Annotated in this window: 21 protein-coding genes; 16 read left to right on the top strand and 5 right to left on the bottom strand. The window is 72.6% G+C overall.

Features of this window, described 5'->3' with window-relative positions; genetic code table 11:
- Window positions 1–16: 16 nt before the first annotated feature.
- Window positions 17–871: a UbiA family prenyltransferase gene (locus ACLBWP_RS05380; protein ID WP_447654382.1), complete on the bottom strand. Its 855-nt coding sequence runs from the start codon at window positions 869–871 to the stop codon at window positions 17–19.
- A 34-nt stretch (window positions 872–905) separates the two neighbouring features.
- Window positions 906–1,274, bottom strand: coding sequence for a VOC family protein (locus tag ACLBWP_RS05375; RefSeq protein WP_243562642.1), 369 nt, complete (start codon window positions 1,272–1,274; stop codon window positions 906–908).
- 62 nt (window positions 1,275–1,336) lie between these two features.
- Between ACLBWP_RS05375 and ACLBWP_RS05370 the strand changes: the two genes are divergently transcribed.
- Both ACLBWP_RS05370 and ACLBWP_RS05365 read left to right on the top strand, forming a co-directional pair.
- A complete protein-coding gene (locus ACLBWP_RS05370) occupies window positions 1,337–1,828 on the top strand; it encodes a MarR family winged helix-turn-helix transcriptional regulator (RefSeq protein ID WP_447654381.1) in 492 nt (163 codons plus the stop codon).
- Between the two features lie 9 nt (window positions 1,829–1,837).
- Complete coding sequence (locus tag ACLBWP_RS05365; protein WP_447654380.1) at window positions 1,838–2,536, top strand: NUDIX hydrolase; 699 nt, start codon at window positions 1,838–1,840, stop codon at window positions 2,534–2,536.
- On the opposite strand, the gene ACLBWP_RS05360 is transcribed toward ACLBWP_RS05365, so the two are convergent.
- A complete protein-coding gene (locus ACLBWP_RS05360) occupies window positions 2,475–3,452 on the bottom strand; it encodes a hypothetical protein (protein ID WP_447654379.1) in 978 nt (325 codons plus the stop codon). The genes ACLBWP_RS05365 and ACLBWP_RS05360 overlap by 62 nt on opposite strands.
- 66 nt (window positions 3,453–3,518) lie before the next feature.
- On the opposite strand from ACLBWP_RS05360, the gene ACLBWP_RS05355 reads away from it, so the two are divergent.
- Both ACLBWP_RS05355 and ACLBWP_RS05350 read left to right on the top strand, forming a co-directional pair.
- Window positions 3,519–4,067 carry a hypothetical protein gene (locus ACLBWP_RS05355; protein WP_243562650.1) on the top strand — a complete coding sequence of 183 codons (549 nt, stop codon included), beginning with the start codon at window positions 3,519–3,521 and terminating at the stop codon, window positions 4,065–4,067.
- Window positions 4,064–4,915 (top strand): zeta toxin family protein, encoded by an 852-nt coding sequence (locus tag ACLBWP_RS05350; protein WP_447654378.1) that lies wholly within the window; start codon window positions 4,064–4,066, stop codon window positions 4,913–4,915. Before ACLBWP_RS05355 ends, ACLBWP_RS05350 begins: the two co-directional genes overlap by 4 nt.
- Here the strand turns inward: ACLBWP_RS05350 and ACLBWP_RS05345 are convergent.
- Window positions 4,893–5,915 (bottom strand): DMT family transporter, encoded by a 1,023-nt coding sequence (locus ACLBWP_RS05345; RefSeq protein WP_243562655.1) that lies wholly within the window; start codon window positions 5,913–5,915, stop codon window positions 4,893–4,895. The two genes, ACLBWP_RS05350 and ACLBWP_RS05345, sit on opposite strands and share 23 nt — an antisense overlap.
- 70 nt (window positions 5,916–5,985) lie before the next feature.
- Here ACLBWP_RS05345 and ACLBWP_RS05340 point away from each other — a divergent pair, with 70 nt between their 5' ends.
- From ACLBWP_RS05340 to ACLBWP_RS05305, 8 genes are all read left to right on the top strand, one after another.
- Window positions 5,986–6,834, top strand: a complete 849-nt coding sequence (locus tag ACLBWP_RS05340; RefSeq protein ID WP_447654377.1) for a LysR family transcriptional regulator — start codon at window positions 5,986–5,988, stop codon at window positions 6,832–6,834.
- Between the two features lie 72 nt (window positions 6,835–6,906).
- Window positions 6,907–7,335, top strand: a complete 429-nt coding sequence (locus ACLBWP_RS05335; RefSeq protein WP_447654376.1) for an excisionase family DNA-binding protein — start codon at window positions 6,907–6,909, stop codon at window positions 7,333–7,335.
- Between the two features lie 30 nt (window positions 7,336–7,365).
- Window positions 7,366–7,947, top strand: a complete 582-nt coding sequence (locus ACLBWP_RS05330) for a PIN domain-containing protein (RefSeq protein ID WP_447654837.1) — start codon at window positions 7,366–7,368, stop codon at window positions 7,945–7,947.
- A 34-nt stretch (window positions 7,948–7,981) separates the two neighbouring features.
- Window positions 7,982–8,794, top strand: coding sequence for a fructosamine kinase family protein (locus ACLBWP_RS05325; RefSeq protein WP_243562660.1), 813 nt, complete (start codon window positions 7,982–7,984; stop codon window positions 8,792–8,794).
- 215 nt (window positions 8,795–9,009) lie between these two features.
- Entirely contained in the window at window positions 9,010–11,181 is a 2,172-nt protein-coding gene (locus ACLBWP_RS05320) for an ArnT family glycosyltransferase (protein WP_447654375.1), read from the top strand.
- Between the two features lie 10 nt (window positions 11,182–11,191).
- Window positions 11,192–11,914, top strand: a complete 723-nt coding sequence (locus ACLBWP_RS05315) for a response regulator transcription factor (RefSeq protein WP_243562663.1) — start codon at window positions 11,192–11,194, stop codon at window positions 11,912–11,914.
- Window positions 11,911–13,437 carry a sensor histidine kinase gene (locus ACLBWP_RS05310; RefSeq protein WP_447654374.1) on the top strand — a complete coding sequence of 509 codons (1,527 nt, stop codon included), beginning with the start codon at window positions 11,911–11,913 and terminating at the stop codon, window positions 13,435–13,437. Before ACLBWP_RS05315 ends, ACLBWP_RS05310 begins: the two co-directional genes overlap by 4 nt.
- A 143-nt stretch (window positions 13,438–13,580) precedes the next feature.
- Window positions 13,581–14,135 carry a hypothetical protein gene (locus ACLBWP_RS05305; protein WP_447654373.1) on the top strand — a complete coding sequence of 185 codons (555 nt, stop codon included), beginning with the start codon at window positions 13,581–13,583 and terminating at the stop codon, window positions 14,133–14,135.
- Between the two features lie 39 nt (window positions 14,136–14,174).
- Here ACLBWP_RS05305 and ACLBWP_RS05300 read toward each other — a convergent pair whose 3' ends face one another.
- The gene (locus ACLBWP_RS05300) at window positions 14,175–14,915 is read right to left on the bottom strand and encodes a helix-turn-helix transcriptional regulator (protein WP_447654372.1); all 741 of its coding nucleotides are present in this window, start codon (window positions 14,913–14,915) and stop codon (window positions 14,175–14,177) included.
- Window positions 14,916–15,042: 127 nt separating this feature from the next.
- On the opposite strand from ACLBWP_RS05300, the gene ACLBWP_RS05295 reads away from it, so the two are divergent.
- The 4 genes from ACLBWP_RS05295 to ACLBWP_RS05280 all read left to right on the top strand — a co-directional run bounded on the left by ACLBWP_RS05295 (window position 15,043) and on the right by ACLBWP_RS05280 (window position 24,878).
- Complete coding sequence (locus tag ACLBWP_RS05295; protein WP_447654371.1) at window positions 15,043–15,663, top strand: hypothetical protein; 621 nt, start codon at window positions 15,043–15,045, stop codon at window positions 15,661–15,663.
- A 75-nt stretch (window positions 15,664–15,738) separates the two neighbouring features.
- Window positions 15,739–17,004, top strand: coding sequence for a glycosyltransferase (locus tag ACLBWP_RS05290; RefSeq protein WP_447654370.1), 1,266 nt, complete (start codon window positions 15,739–15,741; stop codon window positions 17,002–17,004).
- A 462-nt stretch (window positions 17,005–17,466) separates the two neighbouring features.
- Window positions 17,467–23,052 carry a glutamate synthase-related protein gene (locus tag ACLBWP_RS05285; RefSeq protein WP_447654369.1) on the top strand — a complete coding sequence of 1,862 codons (5,586 nt, stop codon included), beginning with the start codon at window positions 17,467–17,469 and terminating at the stop codon, window positions 23,050–23,052.
- The gene (locus ACLBWP_RS05280; protein ID WP_447654368.1) at window positions 23,049–24,878 is read left to right on the top strand and encodes a sulfite reductase subunit alpha; all 1,830 of its coding nucleotides are present in this window, start codon (window positions 23,049–23,051) and stop codon (window positions 24,876–24,878) included. Before ACLBWP_RS05285 ends, ACLBWP_RS05280 begins: the two co-directional genes overlap by 4 nt.
- Window positions 24,879–25,064 lie beyond the last annotated feature (186 nt).

Below are 25,064 nucleotides of genomic sequence, written 5' to 3'. Positions count from 1 at the left end.
TCCTGAGCCGCGCAGCTCAGGCGACGAGCCGCGCCCCGGCCAGTCCGAGCTCGACGACCAGCACGAGCGACGACGCGATCACCAACCGGAACAGCGTGCGCGTCGGCGGCCCGGTCAGCACCAGACGCACGCCGACGACAGCCAGCACGACCACCACCACCGTGCCCACGACGGCGAGGACGACCCCGAGGCCGCGCACCGGGTCACCGCCGGACAGCTGCCCGAACAGGACCAGCCCGGCGGCGACGACCAGTGCCCCGAACGCGACGACCCCGGCGGCGTGCAGGCCGAGTCGGTGCGGGAACCCGCGGACGTCGGTCGCCGCGTCGTCCACCAGGTCCGGCAGCACGTTCGTGCAGTGGATCGCGATGCCGAAGACCGCCCCGGTGCCGATGGCCCATGGCGCCGGCAGCTGCGACGCGGGACCGGCGGAGACGGCGACCACCGGGAGCAGACCGAAGGCGACGACGAACGGCGCCACGGACCAGATCGACCGCTTCAGGCCCGCGTCGTAGGCCCACCCGGCGGCGACCAGCACCAGGTGCGCGACCGCGGCGACCGGCCCGAGGAACAGCGAGAGCACGACCGCGGCCGCCGCTGTGCCGAAGGCCGCGTTGCGGACGGTGCCAGCGGCGATGTGGCCCTGCGCGACGGGCTTGTCGGAGCGGCCGACTGCGCGATCGCGGTCGGCATCGATCCAGTCGTTCGCCAACCCGATCGACAGCTGCCCCGCGACCACGGTCAGCGCCACCAGGACGACCAGCCGGACGGGATGGCCGACCGCGGCGGCGATGACCGCAGCCAGCACGGTGACCGTGACCGTCGGGCCCGGGTGCGACGAGGCGAGGAGCAGTCGCACCGGTGACGTCATGCGCCGAGCCTACGGACCGCGGCCACGGTGGGCGTCAGGCGCGGTCGTGGAGGGTCACGTGGTAGCCGTCCGGGTCGGCGAACGTGAACGTGCGACCGAAGGGTCCGTCGATCGGGTCCGCGACGATGGTGTGTCCGTCGGCGACCAGCGCGTCGTGGATGGCCTGCACGTCGGTGGCGTGCAGCCAGATCGCGGCGCCGAGGCCCGGCTGCGCCTGACCCGCGATGTCGGTGCCGGGGACGACGTCGCGCAGGGCGAAGGCGACGGGGCTGGTCGTGAAGACGACCGCGTGCGGTGGCCCGGCCGGCGAGCGCTCCAGGCCCAGGTAGTGCTCGTAAAAGGCCTGCGAGGCGTCGAGGTCGGTGACCTGCAGCGAGATGAAGTCGGGTCCGGTGACCGGCATGGTGCGCTCCTTCGGTGTGTGTCAGTTGACTGACACGAGTCAATCTATGTCAGAATGCTGACATGAGTCAAGTGGACGACGGGATCGATCTCGAGACCTCGCTCGGGTACCTGCTGAAGGAAGCCGCCAGTGCCCTGCGCACCGCGATGGAAGGTGCCCTCCGGCCGCTCGGCATGACCATCACGCACTACTCGTGCCTCGAGCTGCTCGCGCAGCGACCGGGGTTGAGCAACTCCGAGCTGGCGCGGGGCACGTTCGTGACCCGGCAGTCGATGAACGTCCTGCTGCAGGCGCTCGAGCGGAACGGCGAGGTCTCCCGTCCCGAAGCCGCGCCGGTCGGCAAGGTGCTGCCCACCCGACTGACACCGAAGGGCCGCAGGCTGCTCGGCCAGGCGACCCTGGCGGTCCGCGCGGTCGAGGTCCGCATGCTCGACGGACTCGACGCCGATGCGCTGCAGGCAGCACGCACGACACTGCGGAGCATGGTCCGGTCCCTTCGTGCGACGACGCCGACGACCACCGCGACGACCGCGACGACGCCGGTCGAACCGTAGGCTCGGATGGTGACCGGATCCACCGAGCGGCCTGCAACGGCACACGCCCAGCTGGCCGCCGCCGTCCGCGGGGACCTCCGCCCCCTGGTGTCGGACGTCCCCGCAGCCGAGTCCCCCCGTCAGGCCGCAGTCCTCATGCTGTTCGGCGTGCTCGACGACGTCCCGAGCGACCACCGCGCTGCCGATGCCGCCGTCGCGCAGGACCTCGACGTGCTGCTCCTCGCGCGCGCCACGACGCTCCGAGCGCACCCGGGGCAGGTCGCCTTCCCCGGCGGACGGCTGGACCCGGGCGACGCTGACGCCACGGCGGCAGCGCTCCGCGAGGCGCACGAGGAGACCGGGCTCGACCCGACCGGTGTCGAGGTGCTCGGTGCGATGCCCGCTGTGCCGCTCGCGTTCTCACGGCACCTGGTCACACCCGTGCTCGGCTGGTGGCAGCACCCGTCGCCCGTGCGGGTCGTCGACGAGGGCGAGTCCGCCGCCGTGTTCCGCGCGCCCGTCGCCGATCTGCTCGACCCCACCCACCGGGGCGTCACCGTGCTGCGTCAGGACGGCCGTGAATGGCGCGGGCCGGCGTTCACGGTCGACACCGACACCGGCCGACACGTGGTCTGGGGCTTCACGGCGTCACTGCTCGACGCGCTGTTCACCCGGCTGGGGTGGGAGGAACCATGGGACCGCCAGCACGAGGTGCCCCGCCCCGCGTGACGCGCTCGAGGCCCAGCCCGAGCACGCCGAACAGCGCGCCGGCCGCGGCCCAGACGACCACCGTCACCGCGATCTCGCCCGGACGCAGTGTCCCCGTCGACCATGCCAGGGAGACGATGGACGGGAACCGTGCGATCGGTGCTCCGAAGTCGATCGCCGGGAACGCCACACCCGTCACGGACGTGACGAACGCAGCCCCGGCAGCGGCGAGCGCGGCGATCGGCACGACCGACACCCGGGGGCCGGTCCAGGCCGCGCCGACCCCGACGAGCACGCCGAGCATCGCGCCGGTGACGACACCCCAGACCCAGTCGGCGTCGAGGTCCACCTGGGCGAAGCCGGCGCCGATGAAGTCGCCGCTGGCCGGCAGGCCCGAGGCCCACGATGTGTTCCCGCGCCGCAGCCACCACCCGAGCAGTCCCGCAGCAGCGCCGAGCACCGTGGTCGCAGTGACGAGACGCACCACCGCGGCCGTCGGACGCCGGAGCGGGCGAACGGCCCCGACCAGCGACGCTGCAGTCCCGACGACGGCACCGACGGCGGTGACGATCAGCACCACCGTGTTGCCGGTCGCACCGTCGGCGGGCAGACGCAGCAGGAGGTCGGCCGGCACCACCTGGGCGACGAACCCCCAGCAGCAGAACGCGACGAGCGCGAAGACGGTCAGCACGGTGGACCGGAACGGTCCGCGGCGCGCCAGGACCGGTGCGACGATGGCGGCGAGCACGGTGCCGACGGCCGTCGCGACGAGGACGAGTGCCGGGGCGAGCGCCGCGGCAGCCACGGCGAAGTCGGCGGCGCGGTCGCGGTCGGTGGTCGGGACGACGGCCACGACCGCGATCCAGAGCCCCGCGGCCCAGGCCACCCCCACCTGGAAGCCGGTCAGCGTCCCGCGGCCGATCAGTCGTGTGCGCACGACCCCATCCTGGCGGACCGCCCCGTCCGCAGCGGTACGATCGGCGTCAGCGGGAACGGAGTCAGCATGACGAACCTCGACCCCCGACGCGGAGCCGGGCGCCGGACACGACACGACGTCGAACACCTGGTCGACGCGCTGGCGGCACGGATGGGCGGCGACACCGCGGCCGTGCGGGCAGCGGTGTTGAGCGTGCTGCACTCCCGCGAGCAGCAGCACCTGGCCGAGATGGAACTGCGGCGCGGCATCTTCGACCTCGCCGACCTGGGCGTGTCCGAACGCGACATCGCCCGACTGGCCGGCATCTCGCAACCCGAGGTCTCGCGGCGGCTGACCCGCCGCGGGCTGACGGCATCGCGTCCGTCGCCGCGCGAGGTGATCTCGCAGCGTCAGGCCGGCCTGATCGACTCGGACACCATGGTGCGGGAGCTCTCGACGATGGTGATGACCCACCGCATCCCGGCCCGCGACTCCGGCTACGACAGTGCCGCGGCGCAGACCGGCACGGCGAAGGAACTGGCGGCGGCGTTCCAGGACGGGCTGATCAGCGAGGGCGAGTACGAGACCGTGCGCAAGGCGATCGCCGGGCGGCTCGGCCGGACGCACACACGGTGAGCACCGCGTCGGACACACACCGCCCCGCCGTCGACCCGGACGACCGAGCCCTGCGCGACCGCACCGCCGCAGACCTGGCGGCCTTCCTGCAGGCCGCGTGCCTGGACGACCCGTGGACCGAGGACCCCGCTGGCAGCACCCGGTTGCGGTACGCCCCGGACGGCTTCCTGTACACGGCCGAACGGCTGAAGCTGCACGAGACGTTGCTCGCCGCACACACCGCACAGACGCCGGCACCGTCCGACGACGGCACCCTCGCGGTCGTCGTGACCGCCGGGCCTCCCGGCTCGGGCAAGACGACGGCGCTGTCCCGGATGCCCGAGCTCGACGCCTACCGGCACATCGACGCGGACGACTTCAAGGACGCGCTGCTCGAACGCGCCTCGGCCGACGGACTGCTCGACGCGTGGACGTCGCGGGTGCTGGTCGACGGCGCCCCCGTCCGGCCTCGGGAGCTCGCCGCGTACGTGCACGCCGAGTCCACCGCCGTCGCCGACACCCTGCGCCGCCGGTCCCTGCGCGACGGCGAGAACGTCGTCGTGCACGGCACCCTGTCGAGCGTCGACTACCTGGACGACCTGCTGTCCGAGCTCGACGACGCCGGGTACGACCGGCTGCGGATCGTCGACGTCGAGGTGCCGTTCGACGCGGCCCTCGAGCAGGCGACGGCCCGCTGGTGGCAGGTCCGGCGCACCGACGACCCGCTGGGCGGCCGGTTCGTACCGGCCGCGGCCATCCGTCGCTACTACCCGGGCGCCGGGCAGTCGTTGTGCCGGTCGAACGTGTCCGAGCTCGAACGACGGGCCGCCGACCTGGGCTGGGACGTCAGGGTCGAGCGGATCGGCTGACGGCCTGCGGCGTCTCCGGCGCGACCGAGGGCACATCGTCCGGAACACCAGCCGGAGCCGCTGCGGTGTCGGTCGCGACCACAGCCTGATCGACGGCGTCCCGCTCGACGACCCGACGCCGCCGGAGCAGCAGCACCCCGGAGGCCAGCGCGATCCCGACCAGGATCACCACACCGCCCACGGGTTCGTTCCACCGCACCCGCTCCCCGAGCACCAGGACGCCCAGCACCACGCCGACCACGGGCGTCAGGTACGTGACGGTCGAGGCCCGCGCCGCCCCCCAGGCCTGGACGAGTCCCGTGTTCCACATGTAGGCCAGCCCCGTGCCGACGCAACCCAGTCCGAGCATCGCGGCCACGATCCTCCAGTCCAGCTGCATCGGCGCGGTCGCCGTGACCGGCGCGACCAGCAGCATCAGCCCGGCGGCCAGCGTCAGCTGGACGGTGGTCAGGGTGACGGCGTCGTGGCCGCTGCCCGCGACGAACCGCCGCATGTAGGCCAGACCGAAGCCGTAGCAGGCGGTCATGCCGAGCAGCGCGAGCTGTGCCGGCACGGTCGCCAGGACCGACGGGTCACCGATCAGGTCCCACGGACCGACCAGCACGAGCACGCCCACGATCCCGATCAGCACCCCGGCGAGCTGCCGGCCACGCAGCCGTTCGGCGGGCAGCAGCAGTGGCATCGCCAGCAGCACCATGATCGGGGTGGTCGCGTTGTAGATGCTCGCCAGACCGCTCGGCACGCTCTGCTCCGCCCACGCGACGAGCGAGGACGGCACGGCGTTCAGGAACACCGCCAGCACGAGCAGGTGCCCCCACAACGCCTTCGAGCGCGGCCAGCGACGACGGGTCGCCAGCAGGATCACGAGCAGGGTCAGCGCCCCGAGCAGCACGCGTCCGAGCGCGACCTGCTGCGGCGACAGGCCCTCGAGCCCGATCTTCATGAAGAGGAAGCTCGAGCCCCAGGTCAGCGCCACCAGGACGAACAGGATGCCGTTCATGCCGCTAGTGTCGAGCCATCGACCGGCATGAGGCAAACGCATCGGCCTCATGCACCCATGAGGAGTACGCATGTCCGTCACGATCGCACAGCTCCGGGCCCTGGTGACCACCGTCGACAGCGGCTCGTTCACCGCCGCCGCTCGGTCGCTCGGCGTCGGTCAGTCGGCCGTCTCGCACGCCGTCGCGGGGCTCGAGCGCGAGCTCGGCGGTCCCGTCCTGCAGCGCGGCACCGCCGCCGTCCCGACCCCGCTCGGCGACCGCCTGCTCGGTCACGCCCGCAACGCGATCGCCTCGGTCGACGCCCTGGAGGCCGTGGTCCGGCCCGGTACGGCGCGCGGCACCGTGCGTCTCGCCGCCGTCCCGACCGTGTGCCAGGGCCTGCTGCCGCGGCTGCGCGAGGTGTGGGCGGTGACCCTGCCCGACGTCGACGTGCAGGTCTACGAGGGCGACGACGACGAGATGCCCGACTGGCTCGAAGCCGGCACCGTGGACGCCGCCGTGCTCGTCGACCCCGCGACGATGCCTGCGGGTGGGGTGGTCGTCGCCACCGACGAGATGGCCGCCGTCGTGCGTCGTGACCACCCGCTCGCCGACGCCGCGGCCCTGACGCTCGACGACCTGCACGAGGACGGACTGGTCGCCGGCGGCGGCGGGTGCGAGTACCAGATCCAGCGCATGCACGAGATCGCGGGGCAGCCGTTCCGGTACGCCCACCGGGTGCGCGAGATGAGCACGATGTTCGGCATGATCCAGCGGGGCGAGGGGGTGTCGATCGTGCCGACGCTCGGCAGGGTGATGCTGCCCGACGACCTGGTGATGGTGCCGACCGAGCCCCGACTCGTGCGGACGCTGGTGCTGAGCGGGCCGTCCTCGCGGCCCTGGCACCCGCTCGCGAGGGCACTCGTCGACGCGGTGTGAGGGGTTGCACTCACAAGTGCAACTGGCGTACCGTCGAGCTCAGCACACGAGAGCGGAGGCACGATGGAGACTGTGACGACCGAGCGTCGGCGGATTGCCGTGGACCAGGCGGTGCAGTCGTCTGCACAGGAGTTCGTGACGGCGTCGACCTCGCGACACATCGCCTCGATGCACGCCGTGTTCGACGATGACCGGACCGTGCAGCTGCCGAGCGCGCTCGTCGACGTCGTCACACAGGCCATAGAGGCACTGAGCACGGGCGCTGCGGTCACCGCGATGGCCTTGCCGCGCGAACTCTCGACCACTGTTGCGGCCGACCTGCTCGGTGTCTCACGGCCGACACTGATGAAGATGATCGGTCGTGGGGAGATCTCCGCACACAAGGTCGGGTCGCACCACCGACTCGTCCGCGACGATGTCTTCGCGCTCCGTCGTGATCGCCAGATCGCACGGGCTGCCGCGACGCACGAGCTCTTGGTCGCCGGCGAGGCCTTCGACTGACCGAGGCGCGGACGGTACGCTCGATATGTGATGCATCAGCGTGTGTTCGTGGACGCGAACGTGCTGTGCAGCCGGACCCTCCGCGACTGGACCTGCCTGCTCCGAGCACGGGTCGACGGGCTCTTCCAGCTCCACACGACTGAAGACGTCCTCGCCGAGGTCCTGCGCACGCTGCGTCGGCTCCACCCCGAACGCCCGGGTGGTGCGGTGACACGGCTGCGTGCAGCCGTCCTCGCGTCGATCGACGAACTGGTCGACGACTTCGACGCGACCGTGCCGTACGCGGGCAACGACCCCGATGACCGACACGTCCACGCGGCCGCCGTCGCCTGTCGCGCAGACGTCCTGCTCACACAGGACCGCGGCCTCGCTGCTGCCCCGCAGTCCCACTACCTCGTGTCCGGGTGCGACGCGTTCTTCACCCGCATCGACGACATGGCTCCAGCCGCCGTTCGAGACGTGTGCCTGCAGCAGGTCGAGTACTGGGCAACGCGGACATCGCATCCGGCCGAGGCGCTGGTGGCAGCGCTCCATGACGCCGGATGCCCGGTGTTCGCGAACCGCGTCCGCGCGCACCTCGCGGCGATCGGGAACGACGACCACCGGTGCTGACCCGGCGTGCAGGGGTCCTCGGCAGGATGGGGTGATGGCCGAGACCTACGTGAAGACCTTCACCGACCCGAACGAGGCAGCTGCCGAAGCCGCCGGCCTGGAGTGGCTCGCCGAGGCCGAACCAGACGGTGGCACCCGCATCGCCCGGGTGCTCGGACGACCGCGGCCGACCGTGCTCGAGCTGGAGTTCGTCTCCGACACCGCGCCGTCGACGGCCCAGGCGGAGCGCTTCGGCCGGTCCCTGGCGCACACCCACGCCGCCGGAGCCGCGCACTGGGGAGCCCCGTCGCCCGGGTTCCCGGCGGTCGGGTCGATGCGCGTCGGGCGGTCGCGGACGCCCTTCGTGCCCGCGGTCGACGCACCCGACACGTGGGGCGAGTTCTTCGCGGAGTACCGGATCCGCGACTTCGTGCAGCGCATCGTCGACGCGGGCGGGTACGACGGCTCCGAGGCCGCGGTGTTCGAACGTGTCGCCGACCGACTGGAGGACGGCACGCTCGGCTCCCCGCAGCCCGCGCTGGTCGGGGACGGTCCGGCGCGACTGCACGGCGACCTGTGGGCGGGGAACGTGCTGTGGCCGCGCGATGCGTCCGAGCCGACCGGGGCGGTGCTGATCGACGCGACACCGCACGGTGGGCACGCCGAGACGGACCTGGCACTGCTGGCGCTGTTCGGACTGCCCCGGCTCGAGACCGTGCTGGCGGCGTACGACGCCGAGTCCCGGCTGGCGGCGGGGTGGCAGGAGCGCGTCGAGCTGCACCAGCTGGCGCCGCTGCTGCTGCACGTGCTGCTGTTCGGCGGGTCGTACACGGACGCGGCACTCCGGGCAGCGCGCCGGTACGCCTGACGGTCGCACGGTGCGAGGTTCGCTGGGCTCGCACCGTGCGCGGTTGATCTCCGGTGCGAGGTTGATCGCCTGGTGCGAGGAAACAACCGCGCTCCAGGCGGCCAAGGTCGCACGAGACGGGTCGGGACCGCGCGCAGACGCCCCCGCGCAGCTCCTTACCCGGCGCACAGGTGACGCATGGGGCCGTTCGGGGAACACCCCGGAGGCTCACTGCCATGACCACGTACCCGATCCCCGTGACCGACCGTCGCGACCGTGCGCACCCGGGAGCGCCCACGCGTCGCCGAGCCGTCCCCCGGCTCTTCCTCGGCGAGCGCACCGACGCCCGCTGGCTCCGCCCGGCGTTCTGGCTGCTGCTCGTCGTCACCGCCGTCGTGTACTGCTGGGACCTCAGCATGTCCGGGTACGCGAACAGCTTCTACGCCGCCGCCGTGCAGGCCGGCACGAAGTCGTGGGAAGCGTTCTTCTTCGGCTCGCTCGACTCGTCGAACTTCATCACGGTGGACAAGCCGCCCGCGTCGCTGTGGGTGATGGTGCTGTCCGCCCGGCTGTTCGGCTTCTCGAGCACCAGCCTGCTGCTGCCCCAGGCGCTGATGGCCGTCGGGTCGGTCGCGCTGGTGTGGGGCACGGTCCGCCGCACCCTGGCCCGGCTCGGGTCGACGACCGCGAACGTCGGCGCCCTGCTCGCCGGGTTCGTCGTCGCAGCGACCCCGGCGGCGGCGCTGATGTTCCGCTTCGACAACCCGGACGCACTGCTGGTGCTGCTGATGACCGCCGGCGCGTACTGCACCGTGCGCGCACTCCCCCGCGGCAGCTGGCGGTGGATCGCCCTGGCCGGTGTCGCGCTCGGGTTCGCGTTCCTGACGAAGATGCTGCAGGGGCTTCTGGTCCTGCCGGCGTTCGGCCTGGTGTACCTGGTCGCCGCCCGCACCACCGTGCCGAAGCGCATCGTCGGGCTGCTGATCGCTGCCGGGTCGCTCGTCGTCGCGGCCGGCTGGTGGGTCGTCGCCGTGTGGCTGTGGCCCGCCGACGCCCGCCCGTATATCGGCGGTTCGACGAACAACACCGTGTTCGACCTGGTGTTCGGCTACAACGGCCTGGGCCGGATCTTCGGTGGCTCGGGCAACGGCGGCGGGGGCGGCGGCATGACCGGCGGCACCGCGGGTTCGTCCTTCGGCGGCAGCACCGGACTGAACCGCCTGTTCTCGTCCGAGATGGGTCTGGAGATCTCGTGGCTGCTGCCCGCGGCGCTGATCGCGCTCGTGCTCGGCCTGGTCGTCGTCGGACGGCGTCACGTGGCCGATCCGGCACGCGCGGGTCTGGTGCTGTGGGGCGGTTGGCTGCTGGTCACCGGGCTGGTGTTCTCGTACATGTCCGGCACGATCCACCCGTACTACACGGTCGCGCTCGTCCCGGCGATCGCCGGCCTGGTCGGCACCGGCGGCGCCCTGCTCTGGCGGGCTCGCACCCGGATGACCGGTCGCCTCGGTCTGGCCGCCATGGTGGGCAGCACGGCCTTCTGGGGCTGGTGCCTGCTCAACGAGAACCCGACGTGGCTGCCGTGGCTGCGCTGGGTGATGCTCGCCGGTGGCCTGCTGTCCGCCGTCGCGATCATCGTGGGGAGCATCCCGTCCCTCCGCAAGCTCGTGACTGTCGGCGTGCTGGCCGGCACCCTGTTCGGACTCACCGGCACCACCGCCTACGCGTTCGCCACCACCACGGTGGCGCACTCCGGCTCGATCCCGAGCGTTGGTCCGTCCGGATCCTCCGGTGGCGGGATGGGCGGCGGCATGCCGGGAGGCTCGGGTGGCCCCGGCGGATCGGCCACCGGCACCGAGAGCGACGGCTCCGACAGCGGCACCCAGCAGGGTCCCGGCGGCACGCCGCCGGACGGTGGCACCCCGCCCAGCGGGACCTCCGGCGAGATGCCGGGTGGCACCGACGGCGAGGCGCCCGGCACCGGGACCTCCGGGACGGAGTCGGGGACGGGCCTCCCGTCCGGTGGTGGCGACCAGGCGACCGACGGTGGCGGCGTGGGCGGTGGCAGCGCGACGACCTCGACCGCGCTGACCAAGCTGCTCGCGCAGACCGACGCGACCTGGGCCGCCGCGGTGGACGGATCACAGTCCGCCGCCCAGCTGGAACTCGACAGCAACACCCCCGTGATGGCGATCGGCGGCTGGTCGAGCGACCCGACCCCGACGCTGGCCGAGTTCAAGGCGTACGTCGCCGAGGGCAAGATCGCGTACTACATCGCCTCGGGCAACGGCGGCGGGATGGGTGGCGGGTCCTCCACGGCGTCGGCGATCAAGGAGTGGGTGGCCGCGAACTACTCGTCGACGACCGTCGGCGGTCAGACCGTCTACGACCTGACCGTCGCGAAGTAGGCTCGGCGCGATGTCCGACCAGCCGCTCCAGCGCACCGACGGCTCGCCCGTCCGTGCCCTCGTCGTCGACGACGAGCACGCCCTCGCCGACGCCGTCCGCCAGGCGTTCGAGGCGGACGGCTGGTCGGTGCGTGCCGTGCACCGCGGTCGGGACGTGCTGTTCGCGGCGCGCGAGTTCCAGCCCGACGTCATCGTGCTCGACGTGATGCTGCCGGACCTGGACGGGTTCCAGGTGCTGGAGCGGCTGCGGGATGCCCGGGACGACGTCCGGGTGCTGTTCCTGACCGCCCGGGACTCGTCCGAGGACCGGTTGGCCGGCCTGACCCGGGGCGGCGACGACTACCTGACCAAGCCGTTCGGGGTCGCCGAGCTGCTGGTCCGGGCGCGGATCCTGGCCCGGACCTCGGCCCGCGTGGCGGCGACCGCATCCGTGGGGATCACCGTCGGCGACCTGGTGCTCGACGAGGACGCGCGGACGGTCACCCGGGGCGGCGAGGCCATCGAGCTGACCCCGACCGAGTTCGAGCTGCTGCGCCACCTGGCGCGGAACGCGAACCGGGTGCTGTCGCGGGAGCACCTGCTGGCGAACGTCTGGGGCATGGACTTCGGGTCGTCGTCCAACCTGGTGGACATGTACGTGTCGTACCTGCGGCGCAAGGTCGACGCGGGACGCTCGCCGCTCGTGCACACCGTCCGGGGCGCCGGGTACGTGCTGCGGCCGGCGACGCCGTGAGGGGCCGCTCGGCGCGCGTGCCGTCGCTGCGGTGGCGGATCGTCGGGGCGGTGGCGCTGCTGCTGGTCCTGACGAACGTCGTGGTCGGGATCGTGACGGTGGTGGCCTACCGGGGGTACCTGGTCGGGCGGTTGGACGCCGAGCTCGCGACCGCTGCGAGCCGGACGATGGGGCCGGGTGACGGGCAGCCGCCGCCGGGGTCCGGGTCCTCGTCCGGGTCGGGGTCGGGGTCGGGGTCGTCGTCGGACTCGGGGTCGTCGTCGGACCGTCCGGATCCGGGCAACGCGTTCATCGGTGCGCCCGGGCAGTCTGCCGACACCGTCGTGGCGATCTTCCGCGGCAGCAGCACCGTGCTCGCCGGGTACACCGACGCGAAGGGACAGCAGCACGGCCTGAGCGCGGCGCAGGAGCGGACCCTGGCGACCGTCGCCACCGACGGCGAGCCGGTCACGGTGACGCTCGGGTCGCTCGGGACCTACCGCGCCGAGGCCGTCGGTTCGGACGGCGACGTGTTCGTCACCGCGCTGCCCCTCGGTGACCTGCGGGCCTCGATCGTGCGGCTCGTGGTCGTCATCGGGAGCGTCACGCTCGTCGGGCTGCTCGTCGCCGTGTGGGCGGGCGCGATGCTCGTGCGGCGGTCGCTCCGTCCCCTGGAGCACGTCGCGGCGGTGGCGTCGAGCGTGACCTCGCTCGACCTCGAGCGCGGCGACACCGACATCACCGTGCGCGTCGCCACGGCCGACCTCAGCAGCAACCGCGAGGTCGGCGCCGTCGGGACGGCCCTGAACCGGCTGCTCGGGCACGTCGGCCGCGCGCTCACCGTCCGCCGCGACGCCGAGTCGGGCATGCGCACCTTCGTCGCCGATGCCTCGCACGAACTCCGGACGCCGATCGCCACCGTGCGCGCCTACGCCGAGCTGTCGTCGAGCACGAGCGACCTCGACGCCGTCCACCGCAACGTCGAACGCATCGGGCACGAGGCCGTCCGGATGGGCGCCCTGGTCGAGGAACTGCTGCTGCTGGCCCGGCTCGACTCGGCAGCGCTCGCCGCCGGTCCGGCACCCGCCGCGACGGACCCGGTCGACCTGACGTCCGTGGTCGTCGAAGCGACGATGGACGCTCGCGCCACCGCTCCGGACCACCGGTGGGAGCTGCAGGTCGACGACGAGCCGGTCGTGGTGCCGGGCGACGCGGCGCAGCTGCGGCGGGTCGTGACGAACCTGCTCGCGAACGCCCGGACGCACACGCCACCCGAGACCACCGTGGTCGTGTCCCTGCGGCGCACCACGGCCTCCGGTGCGGTGTTCGTCGTGACCAACGACGGACCGGTGATCCCGGACGCCGCCCTGCCGACGCTGTTCGACCGGTTCACCCGGGGCGAGGCGTCGCGATCCCGCGAGCACGGCACCAGCGGGCTCGGGCTGGCGATCGTCCGCGCGGTCGTCGAGTCGCACGGCGGGACGGTCCGGGTGTCGTCCGAGCCCGGGCGCACGGCGTTCACGGTGTCCCTGCCCGCGTCCTGACCCGCGCGGGGACGGGGCGGCAGCATGCCACTCGGCGGGTGGGAACGGGCGGCGAACCGGGAGGCCCGGCACGGGTTTCAGACGATCGTCCAACGTCCGGGCCGATCGCGTGCGTCCGGCCCCCAGCGCTCGCAGGATGGGTCATGTCCGAGCACGACGGCCACACAGGCCACCACTGCAGAGATGGGATCAAGATCATGAACTCGTTCACGTCGAAGACCGTGAAGACCCTCGCCGGCACCGCCCTCGGCGGCGCGATGATCGCCGGAGCGCTCGTCGCAGCCCCGGCGCAGGCCGCTGAGCCCGCACCGACCGCGTCCGCCTCGAGCAGCGTCGGCGGCAGCGGGAACGTCAACGTCAACCTCGACCCGGTCGCGATCGTCAACGCGATCAAGGACGCCGTGAACGACCAGAGCGACCGGGGCGGCGCCGTGCAGGCTGCGCTCGACGTCGGCTACTGGAACGCCGGCAACCCGGACCGCCTGACGGTCGCCGTGGTGAACAAGAACCAGGACATCACGGTCGAGGGTGACGTCGCGGACGCCCAGTCGATCGACATCAAGGGCGGCAACTACGTCATCTACTGGTTCAAGGGCCCCGGCAAGATCACCAACAACGGTGACGGCGGCTGGCTGAACTGGGGCGCGTTCGGCAACATCGTCCGGACCGACAACGTCATCAGCGTCAACGGCGGCTGACCACACCGCACGACCGACACCCCCTGGGGCCCGCGGGCCTCAGGGGGTGTCGCCGTGTCGACCGGACCGTGAGCGGAGCCAGCCCCGGACGAAGGCGACGGAGACGAGTGCCGTCCGGTTCGGCGCACCGCACGCGCGCATGAGCCGCCCGAGGTGCCAGGCGACGGCCTGCCGGCTGTAGGCGGTCTCCTTCGCGATCGCGTCGTTCGACAACCCCTGCGCGGCGAGCGCCAGCATCTGCTCCTCGGTCTCGTCGAGTCCGGGCACGGCTGCCACGAGCTCGACGTCCGTGTCGGTGTCGTCGATGCCCGGCGTCCGCCGTCGCTGCTGCGCCCAGGCCTCGAACCAGCACGTCCCGAGTTCGTGTGCGACGAGCGAGGCGCGGCCCATCGCGAGCATCGCGCGTCCCGGGTGCTCCTGCGTGGCGGTCCGCATCACCAGCGTGAAGACGCGCAGCGCCGGCACGGCCCCACGCAACGCGACGGCGACGTCGACCCGCGGATCGGTCGCCCGGTCGGCGGCGAGGGCGCGGAGTGCCGACAGGGCCTCGGAGGCGACCGGTGTGCCGTGTTCGACGGCGTGCAGCGCAGCGGGCAGGACCACGGGGACGATCTCGGCGTAGCGCTCACGCAGCCAGTCGTGACCTGCGGGCCGGATGCCGTCGAGCGGCGGTGCCAGGAGCAATCGGGCGAAGTCGTCCGAGCGGTCGTCGAGGCCGAGACCCAGTCGTTCGCCGGGCAGCAGCGTCGATGAACGATGGACGTCGTCCGGTCCGGCCACGGTGCCCCCTCGTCAGCACCCGTCGTCCTGTCCGACGAGTGTCGCGCTTCGCAGTGTACCGATCGGTCCACCCGGCCGTCCGCGACGCGGGTGAACACGAGGGGAAGTCGTCTGCCAGGCTCGGGGTGTGCCGTACGAACGCGAACCCTGGGTCCAGCAGCTGCGCAGCGGGGCGTTCCCCCGCCTGGGGAAGGCCGCGGTGGGCACGTCGCTGCTCGGGGCGGCCGGGCTGGTCGGCGGGATCCTGCTGCTCCCGCGGTTCGCACCCCTGCCGTGGTTCTGCGTCGTCCTGGCGCTCGGGCTCGCCGTCGGCGGGTGGGTCCTGCGCCGTGCGGATCGTGCCGCCGTCGCCCGTGCCCGCGCGTGGACCGAGCAGCCGAGCCTGTTCGTGCCGGTGAGCCGGGCCTACCGGGGTGAACTGCCGACGTTCGGGGTGCCCGTCGAGCGCGGCGACCAACCGCGCCTGTGGACGGCCGACGCGATCGGGCTGCACGCGTGGGACGGTGCACGCGCCGAACCGGTGGCCGAGATCACGTGGGAGCAGATCGACGACTTCGAGCCGGAGGAGCGGAAGACCCTCACCGGCCAGAGCGCCTGGGCGCTGGGGATCCGAGGAGCCGGCGGCGCCCGGCTCGGGCTCTCCTGCCGGCGGGCACTCGGCTCGCCGGTCGGGGCGAGTGCCACCCGGACCGACATCCTGATGCGGGTGCTGCGGTCCGAGGCCGGCCGGCGCCGACAGGTGTCCTGACCACCGAGGACGTTCTTACCGCCACCACAGGGGCGTGCTCCGGTCCGCATGGCCGCGCTGCCGAGCATCGGCAGCATGACGGAGACGAACCCCACCCTCGACATCGACATCGTCGTCCCCTGCTACAACGAACAGGACACGCTGGCGGCACACGTCCGGCGACTGCACACGTTCTGCCGGGCGACGTTCCCACAGCGCTGGCGCATCACGATCGCCGACAACGCCTCGACGGACGACACCGCGCGCATCGCCGACGACCTCGCCGCGATGCTCTCCGAGGTGCACGCCGTCCACCTGCCCGAGAAGGGCCGCGGCCGAGCGCTGAAGGCCGTGTGGGGTGCGTCCCCGGCCCGGGTGCTCGTCTACGTGGACGAGGACCTGTCGACGGACCTCGCCGCGCTGGAGCCCCTCGTCGCGCCGCTGCTGTCCGGGCACTCGGACCTGGCGATCGGCACGCGCCTGGCCGGCTCGTCGCGGGTGGTCCGCGGCGGCAAGCGGGAGTTCATCTCACGCTCGTACAACCTGCTGCTGCGGACCACGATGGGGGTGTCGTTCTCGGACGCACAGTGCGGCTTCAAGGCGATCACCCGGCAGGCGGCGGAGCACGTCCTGCCGCTGTGCGAGGACGACGCGTGGTTCTTCGACACCGAGATGCTCGTGCTGGCGGAGCACGCGGGGCTGCGGGTGCACGAGGTCCCCGTGGACTGGATCGACGACGTGAACTCATCGGTCGACATCACCTCCACCGCCACCGAGGACCTGCGCGGGATGTGGCGGGTGTCCCGTGGACTGGCGACCGGCCGGATCCCGGTCGCCCCGGTGTACCAGGCGATCGGCCGCCAGCCGTTCACGACGCCACACGTCGGGATCCTCGGGCAGGTCCTGCGGTTCGGCGCGATCGGCATCGCGTCGACCATCGCCTTCGCGGTGCTGTACGCGCTGTTCCGCCCCGCCATCGGCGCACAGACGGCGGACTTCTTCGCGCTGCTCGTCACCGCGGTCGGGAACACCGCGCTGAACCGTCGAATCACCTTCGGGGTCCGCGGTCGGGCGGGAGCAGGCATGCACCAGGTGCAGGGCCTGGTGGTGTTCGGCATTGCGTGGGCCATCACGTCGGGAGCGCTGGTCGTGTTGCACGCCACCACGCCGGGCGCCTCGCACGGTGCGGAGATCGCCGTGCTCACCGGCGCCAACCTGCTCGCGACGCTCGTGCGGTTCGTGTTGTTCAAGGCCTGGGTCTTCCGGACGCGTCGTCGGCCGGAGCTCATCCGCCCCGGCACGACCCCGGCCGCCGAGGCGACGACCGAGGTGCTGCCCGTGCACGACGACGCGGGCCGCTGACCAGGGCAGGCTCGGGCGGAGCGAGCACGGTGCGAGCTTCGCGGGCACGTGCGCGTGAGCACGGTGCGCGCTTCGTGGGCACGTGCGCGTGAGCACGGTGCGCGCTTCGCGGCCCGTGCGAGGTCGACGGCCCCGTGCGCGGAAACACCCTCGCACCGGGCCGCGAACGGCGCACGGCCGACGAACCGAGCACCGTGCGCAACCACCCCGGCACCGCCCCAGCAACACCCCGACGGCACCCCGTCCCGACCCCCGACACGACCGGCGCCGGTCCGTCTCGCGAACTGCGGAGCACGGACCGGCGCCGCGGTGTTGCGGCGGCGGTATACCAACCCGTAGCATCGCCTCACCGCACCACCACCCCACAGGGCCCGACTGTCACCACCGGTCCGCCCGCGGCGAGCGCTCCACCGTTGCAGCCTCCGTCGTCCGCTGCCGGCACACGCTCCACTGGACACGCTCGTGAACCCCTCCCCCTTCGGTCTCTACGACCCTGCCCGCGAATCCTCCGACTGCGGGGTCGGCTTCATCACGCGCCTGGACGGCACCCCGAGCCACGACGTCATCGTCAAGGGCGACGAGGCGCTGTGCTCGATCCCGCACCGCGGGGGCAAGTCGGCCGAGGGCGTCGGTGACGGCGCGGGCGTCAGCGTCGACCTGTCGGTGGCGTTCTTCAGCGCGCTGACCGGCGAGACCCTGCGCGCCGGCCACTTCGGCGTCGCGAACTGCTTCGTGCCGAGCACGGACCAGGCGGGCACGGACCAGGCGAGCACCGACCGTGCAACCGCGATCCAGACGGTCACCGAAGCCATCACCGACCAGGGCTTCGAGGTCCTGCTCGTCCGCGACGTCCCGGTCGACCACACCGTCGCGCGCCCCGAGGCCGAGCAGTACCAGCTGCCGATCGTGCAGTGGGTCTTCCGCGCTCCCCAGGACTGGACCCGCGCCCAGGTCGACGCCGCCGCCAACCGGGCTCTGCTGGCGGTGGAGTCGGTCGCGTACGCCCAGGCCGCCGCCGAGCACGCCCAGCACGCCGCCCTGTACCCGCTGTCGCTCAGCGCCCGCACGCAGGTCCTCAAGGGACGGCTGAACTCCGGCGAGGTCATCGGGTACTTCACCGACCTCGGTGACCCGCGGCACGCGATCCGCACGCTCTACTTCCACACGCGCTTCTCGACGAACACCGAGCCGCACCCGACGATGGCGCAGCCGTTCCGCCTGATGGCCCACAACGGCGAGCTCAACACCGACCGGAAGAACCGGCTGTCGGACGAGGCGCTCGCGCAGGCCCGTACCCGCAGCATCGTGCGCCCGCCCGGGCAGTCCGACTCCAGCCGCCTCGACCAGACCCTGCAGAGCCGCGTGTTCGACGACGAGCTCGAGATCGTCGAGGCCGTGGTCTCCCTGATGCCGCCGGCGTGGGAGAACGACCACACCCTGTCGGACGACGTCCGCGCGATGCTGGAGTACTTCTCGCTGTACGAGGAGAAGAACGACGGTCCCGCTGCCGTCATCTTCAGCGACGGCGACGTGGTGGGCGCCCGGCTCGACCGCCTGGGGCTGCGTCCGCTGCGCACCGTGCAGACGGACGAGTACCTGATGGTGTCGTCCGAGGCCGGCCAGGTCACGTTCGCGGACGACCAGGTCGTGCACCGCGGCCGCATCGAGGCAGGCGGCATGCTGGTCGTCGACCACCGCACGGGCACGCTCATGCGCACCGACGACGTGCTGGCGATGCTCGCCGCCCGTCGCGACTACGGCGCGCTGCTCGACGCCGCGCGCGTGCACCTGGACGACCTGCCCGCGCCCGACTACGACCGCACGACGAACACGCTCGGCTACGACGGCGACCTGTCGCTGCAGGGCCGCTACGTGGCGTACTCGCTGAACCAGGAGAGCTTCCGGTTCATGCTCGACCCGATGCTGCGGAACGGCTCGGAGCGGATCTCGGCGATGGGCTACGGGAACGCCATCAACGCGCTCAGCGACACCGAGGGCGGCATGGCGAAGTACTTCTCGCAGCGGTTCGCCCAGGTGACGAACCCGCCGCTGGACTCCATCCGCGAGGCCGACGGCATGAGCATGCGGGTCGCGCTCGGCGCCAAGCCGGACGGCACGGGGTCCACCACCCGCCAGCTCGTCGTCGACTCCCCGATCCTGGGGCACCTGGACATGGTCCGGCTGCGCGACCAGACGATCGTGCCGCTGGAACGGTTCGACATGCTCTACGTCCCGGTGCTCGGTGACGAGCAGGCCAACGCCGACGCGATGCGCGCCGCCGTGACCACGCTCAGCGACGCCGTCGAACGTCTCGCCCGGACCACCGGCGGCATCGCGGTGCTGTCCGACCGCGAGGTGTCGTCGACGCACGCGGCCCTGCCGGTGATCCTGGCCGTCGCCGCGGTCAACCAGCGCCTGATCCAGACCGGTCTGCGCCTGCGGGTGTCGGTCGTCGCCGAGAGCGGTCAGCTGCCGTCCTCGCACCACGTCGCGACGGCGCTCGGCTTCGGCGCCGCGGCCGTCTACAGCCTGTCCGCGCGACTGCGCGCCGAAGAGCAGTACCCGGCCGCCGCCGCACCGGCGGGCGAGCTGACCGAGACCGACGCGGCGCTCAAGCGCTTCCGCAAGGCAGCCGAGAAGGCCCTCGCGAAGACGATGGGCCGGGTCGGCCTGTGCACTGCCGAGAGCTACATCGGCGGCGAGTTCTTCGAGCCGAACTACCTCGACACCCGCGACGACCTGTTCGCGACCGTGTTCCCGCACATGGACGCCCCGGTCGGCGGCGTCGGCTTCGCCCGCATCGCGCAGGCGGCGACGGAGTGGCACGAGCGGGCGCGGAGCGTGCAGAACGACGCCCAGGTCCCGCTGCTCGGCCTGTTCAAGGAGCGCTCGGACGGCGCCGGGCACTCGTTCGGTGTCGCGAGCGTCCGCGGGTTCGGCGGGATGACCGAGGAGCGTCCGACCTTCGAGCGCTCCGGCGACCCGGAGGCGCTGCGGCTGCTCACGCTCGGGCAGCTCGACGACGCGTTCGGCATCACCGACGCCGCGTACCGGAACACCGGCTACGACCGGCTCAGCGACTCCGAGATCGACGACTTCCGCATCACGCCGGGCTACCGGACGTTCCTGCAGACCACGCACGACGAGCGGTCCCGCCGTCCGAGTGCACTCCGCGACGTGCTCGCCCTGCCCGCGGACGTCACGGGCATCGACGAGCCCGCGGACTTCGCCCGCGAGCTCGGCCGGTTCTCGCTGACCGGCAACACGAGCGTCACGGTGCGGGGGCTGCTCGGCTCGCGTCCGGCGGGCCACCCCGACGACGCACGGACGGGAGGCCCGGCGCGCTTCCGCCTGCAGCTCACGTCCACGGGGTCGCTGGGTCTCGAGCGCCACCGCGCACTGGCGGACGGGCTCGCGCTGCTGCACCCGGGCCAGGTGGACGTCGACAGCGTCGACGCCGACCAGGTGACGCTCCGCGCCACGGGCGCGGCCGCCGACCTGCTCGCACTGCTGCAGAGCGCGCCGGCGAGCGTCGACCTCGACCAGGTCCAGCCGGCGCACCAGATCACCCGGACCCTGGCGTCCGGTGCGATGAGCCACGGCGCGCTCGTCGCCACCGCGCACGAGGCCGTCGCGCACGGCACGAACATGGTCGGCGGCATGTCGAACAGCGGCGAGGGCGGCGAGCACCACTCGCGGTACGGCACGATCCGCGGCTCGCGCATCAAGCAGTTCGCCTCGGGCCGGTTCGGCATCTGGGCGGGCTACCTCGCCGACCCGATGCTGCAGGAGCTCGAGATCAAGATCGGCCAGGGTGCGAAGCCCGGCGAGGGCGGTCAGCTGCCCGCGCCGAAGGTCACGGTCGACATCGCCGCTGCCCGCGGTGGCACGCCCGGCGTCGAGCTCATCTCGCCGCCCCCGCACCACGACACGTACTCGATCGAAGACCTGGCGCAGCTCATCCACGACTGCAAGGCCGCCCGGGTCCGGGTGATCGTCAAGCTGGTGTCGTCCGAGGGCATCGGCACCATCGCGGTCGGCGTGGCGAAGGCCGGCGCCGACGTCATCAACGTCGCCGGCAACACCGGCGGCACCGGGGCCGCGGCCGTCACGAGCCTGAAGTACGCGGGCCGTTCCTCAGAGATCGGCGTGGCCGAGGTGCACCAGGCCCTGGTGGCGAACGGCCTGCGCCAGAAGGTCACCCTGCGTTGCTCGGGCGCGCACCAGACCGGGTCGGACGTCGTCACGAGCGCGCTGCTCGGCGGCGACTCGTTCGAGTTCGGCACGACCGCGCTGATGATGCTCGGCTGCGTGATGGCGAAGAACTGCAACGTGAAGTGCCCGGCGGGCCTGACCACGAACGCCGAGGCGTTCGAGGGCGACCCCCGTGCGCTCGCGCAGTACCTGCTGAACATCGCGCACGACGTCCGGCAGATCCTGGCCCGGCTGGGGCTGCGGTCCCTGCGCGAGGCACGGGGCCGCACGGACCTGCTGCAGCTGCTCGACCACCCGGCGAGCGTGGGACGGCTCGACGTCCGGAACCTGCTCGCGCAGGTGCCCGAGAAGGTCGTCACCGACCCGGAGTACCTGGAGAAGGACTACGCCACCGACGACGCGCTCATCGAGCGGATCCGCGAGGCCCTGCTCGTGCGGCACGAGCACAGCGTGACGATCGACGGCGTGCTCCTCGGCAACGCGGAAAAGTCCGTCGGCGGCCAGCTCGGCATCGACCTCGAGCGGGTCCTGAACCACGAGCTCGGGGCCGCGGCCCTGGCCGACGCCCCCGCAGTGTCGACCGACGACCGCGGACGTCGGCGGCTCGTCGACGGTGCCGTGACGATCCGCACGAGCGGGTCCGCTGGGCAGTCCTACGGCGTCTTCAACAACGACGGCGTGACGCTCGAGCACACCGGTACCGCGAACGACGGCGTCGGCAAGAGCCAGAGCGGCGGCCGCATCGTCGTCCGCGCACCCGGTGGCGGCAGCACCGAGCGCGGCGGCAACGTCCTGGTCGGCAACTTCGCGCTGTTCGGCGCGACGGGCGGCCGCACGTTCGTGCAGGGCGAGGCCGGCGACCGGTTCGCCGTCCGGAACTCCGGCGCCACGGCGGTCGTCGAGGGCATCGGCGACTTCGGCTGCGAGTACATGACCGGCGGTGCGGTGTTCAACCTGGGCGGCTTCGGCAAGGGCCTGGGCAACGGCATGTCCGGCGGCTTCCTGTACCAGTACGACCCGAGCGGCCAGGTCACCGACCGCGCCAGCACCGACTCGCTGCTGGTCTTCCCGGTGCTCGACACCACCCTCGGTGCCTTCCACGAGGACGCGGCCCGGCTGCTCCTCGTGTGGCACCTCGAGGCGACCGGTTCGTCCCTGGCCGCGCAGCTGCTGGCCGACTGGGCGACGACCCGCACGCACGTCTACGTCGGCATGCCCCGGGCGCTCCTGCTCACCCAGGACGCCGAGGCGATCACGGCGGCGAGCACACGCACCGAGCTGCTCGACGAGCTGGCGACCTCGACCGCGACGGACAAGCTCCGCGCGTTCAAGCTCGACTACCGCGACCGCCGCACCGTTCTGGGCGGCCGGGCCCCGGCACTCGGCGACCAGGGCGGGGACATGTTCTCGCTGCTGTCGTCGTACACGGTGCTCGGCGTCGCCCAGGACCTGGCGCTCGAGCGGGTACCCGGTGCGACGGACCCGGCCGACCCGCGCGTGGCCGAGGCCGTCAAGAACCTGGTGCTCACCGAGGACTTCTTCGTCAAGCAGCGCGTGGTGAAGTACCTGCGCGGCACCCTCGAGCGGTTCAGCGACGAAGAGCTGGCGACCCTGATCGCCGTCAAGCGACTCGACGACCACAAGCGTGCGCTCACGCAGCGGAACAACCGCAGCATGGACGCACCCGGCACCACCGGCTGGATCATGCATCAGAACGCGAAGAACGACGGGCGCCTGCGCGCGGCCCGGTTCGACGAGCTGCTGGCGACCGCCGCGCTCGAGGACATCGCCCGGCGCGCCCCGCAGCCGCCCGTCGAGGCGGTGACCGCATGAGCGTCCTGCCCCCGACCGGGTCGCTGATCCCGGTCGACGCTCCGTTCTCGGCCGCGCAGGAGTCCTGGCTCGCCGGGTTCATCGCGGGCATCGCCGCCGCCGGCACGAAGACCGCCGCGCCCGCGGCGACCACCACGATCGACGTGCTGTTCGGCACCCAGACCGGCACCGCCGAGTCCCTGGCCGACCAGCTCGTCGCCGGGGCGGTCGCACGCGGTCTGGGCGGCCGGGCCACCGCGCTCGACGACGTCTCCCCCGACCAGCTCGCGACGATGTCGCACGTGCTCGTCGTGACCTCGACGTACGGCGAGGGCGAGATGCCCGACAACGCCGGCCTGTTCTGGGACGCGATCCAGGCCAGCACGGTGCCGCGGCTCGAGGGCCTGCAGTACGCGGTGCTCGGTCTCGGCGACACCAGCTACGACGAGTTCTGCCAGGCCGGCAAGCTCCTCGACACCCGCTTCGAGCAGCTCGGCGCCACGCGGGTGCACGAACGGGTCGACTGCGACGTCGACTTCGAGGACCCGGCCGCGCTCTGGACGGCCGCGGTGCTCGACCGCATCGCCGCGGAGACCGGCGCGACCGCACCAGCCGGCGCGACCGCACCAGCCGGCGCGACCGCACCGGCCGGTGATGGCGCCCCCGGCGGCACCGCGACCACGCGAGCGACCGCAGCCGGCGGGGCGGGGACGACCCGGGCCTCCCGTCCGGGTTCGGAGTGGACCAAGCGCAACCCGTACCCGGCGCGACTGGTCGAGAACCGGCTGCTCTCCGACCCGCGCAGCGCGAAGGAGATCCGGCACTACGAGTTCGACCTGGGCGACAGCGGCATCACCTACGCCGCCGGGGACGCCCTGGCGGTGGTGCCCCGGAACGACGACGCACTGGTCGGCGAGCTGCTGGCGCACCTCGGCGCGACCGGCGACGAGGTGTTCGACGGCCGGACGGTCCGCGACCTGCTGCGTGACGACCGCGAGGTCCGCACGCCGTCGAAGGACCTGATCGCCGACCTGGTGCAGCGTGCACCGTCGAGCGAGCTGGCCGCCGTCGTCGCGCACGGCGACAAGCACGAGCTCGACCGGTGGCTGTGGGGGCGGGACGTCCTGGACCTGCTGCGCGACGCCGAGCCGAACGCACCGGGACTCGACGCGCTGCTGCCGTTCCTGCGCCCGCTGCAGGCCCGGCAGTACTCGATCTCGTCCAGCCCGCTCGCGCACCCCGGCCGCGTGCACCTGACCATCGCGTCGGTGCGGTACGGCGACGTCGCCCGGCGGCACTCCGGCGTCGCGTCCACGCACCTGGCGGACCGGGTGGCGGTCGGCGACCAGGTGGGCGTGTACCTGCAGCCGAACGCCGCGTTCAGCGTCCCCGCGGACGACGACGCCCCGCTGGTGATGGTCGGTCCGGGCACGGGCATCGCCCCGTTCCGCGGGTTCCTGCACGAGCGCGCGGCCCGTGGCGCGACCGGGCGCAACTGGCTGTTCTTCGGCGACCAGCACCGCGACACCGACTTCGTCTACCGCGACGAGCTCACGGCGCTGCAGGAGTCCGGCGTGCTGTCGCGGCTGGACCTGGCGTTCTCGCGCGACCAGGCCGAGAAGGTCTACGTGCAGACGCGGATGCGCGAGCAGTCCCGCGAGCTCTACGCGTGGCTGGAGGACGGGGCGACGTTCACCGTGTGCGGCGACGCGTCGCGGATGGCGAAGGACGTCGAGGCGAGCCTGCTGCAGGTGATCGCCGAGCAGCGCGGCAAGGGGGACGACGACGCGGCGGAGTACCTGGCCGACCTGCGCCGCGCGAAGCGGTACGTGCGCGACGTCTACTGACCACGGCGGCGGCCAGCGAACGAGTGGGGTGGTCGCCGCCCCACCGTGTGGAACCCGAATCCTCGGGCGGGGCGGCGACCTGACCACTCGAGTCCGTGAGAATCCCCTGATCCGGGATTCCCGTGTCCGTGCGGCGCCCTGAGCCGGGAACGGAGCCGTACTTCGGAGTGGTCCTCACGAATGTAC

The sequence above is a fragment of the Microbacterium sp. M1A1_1b genome, assembly GCF_053345565.1.
The sequence above is the reverse complement of the archived record's forward strand: the minus strand, read 5'-3'. Positions and strand labels throughout refer to the sequence as shown.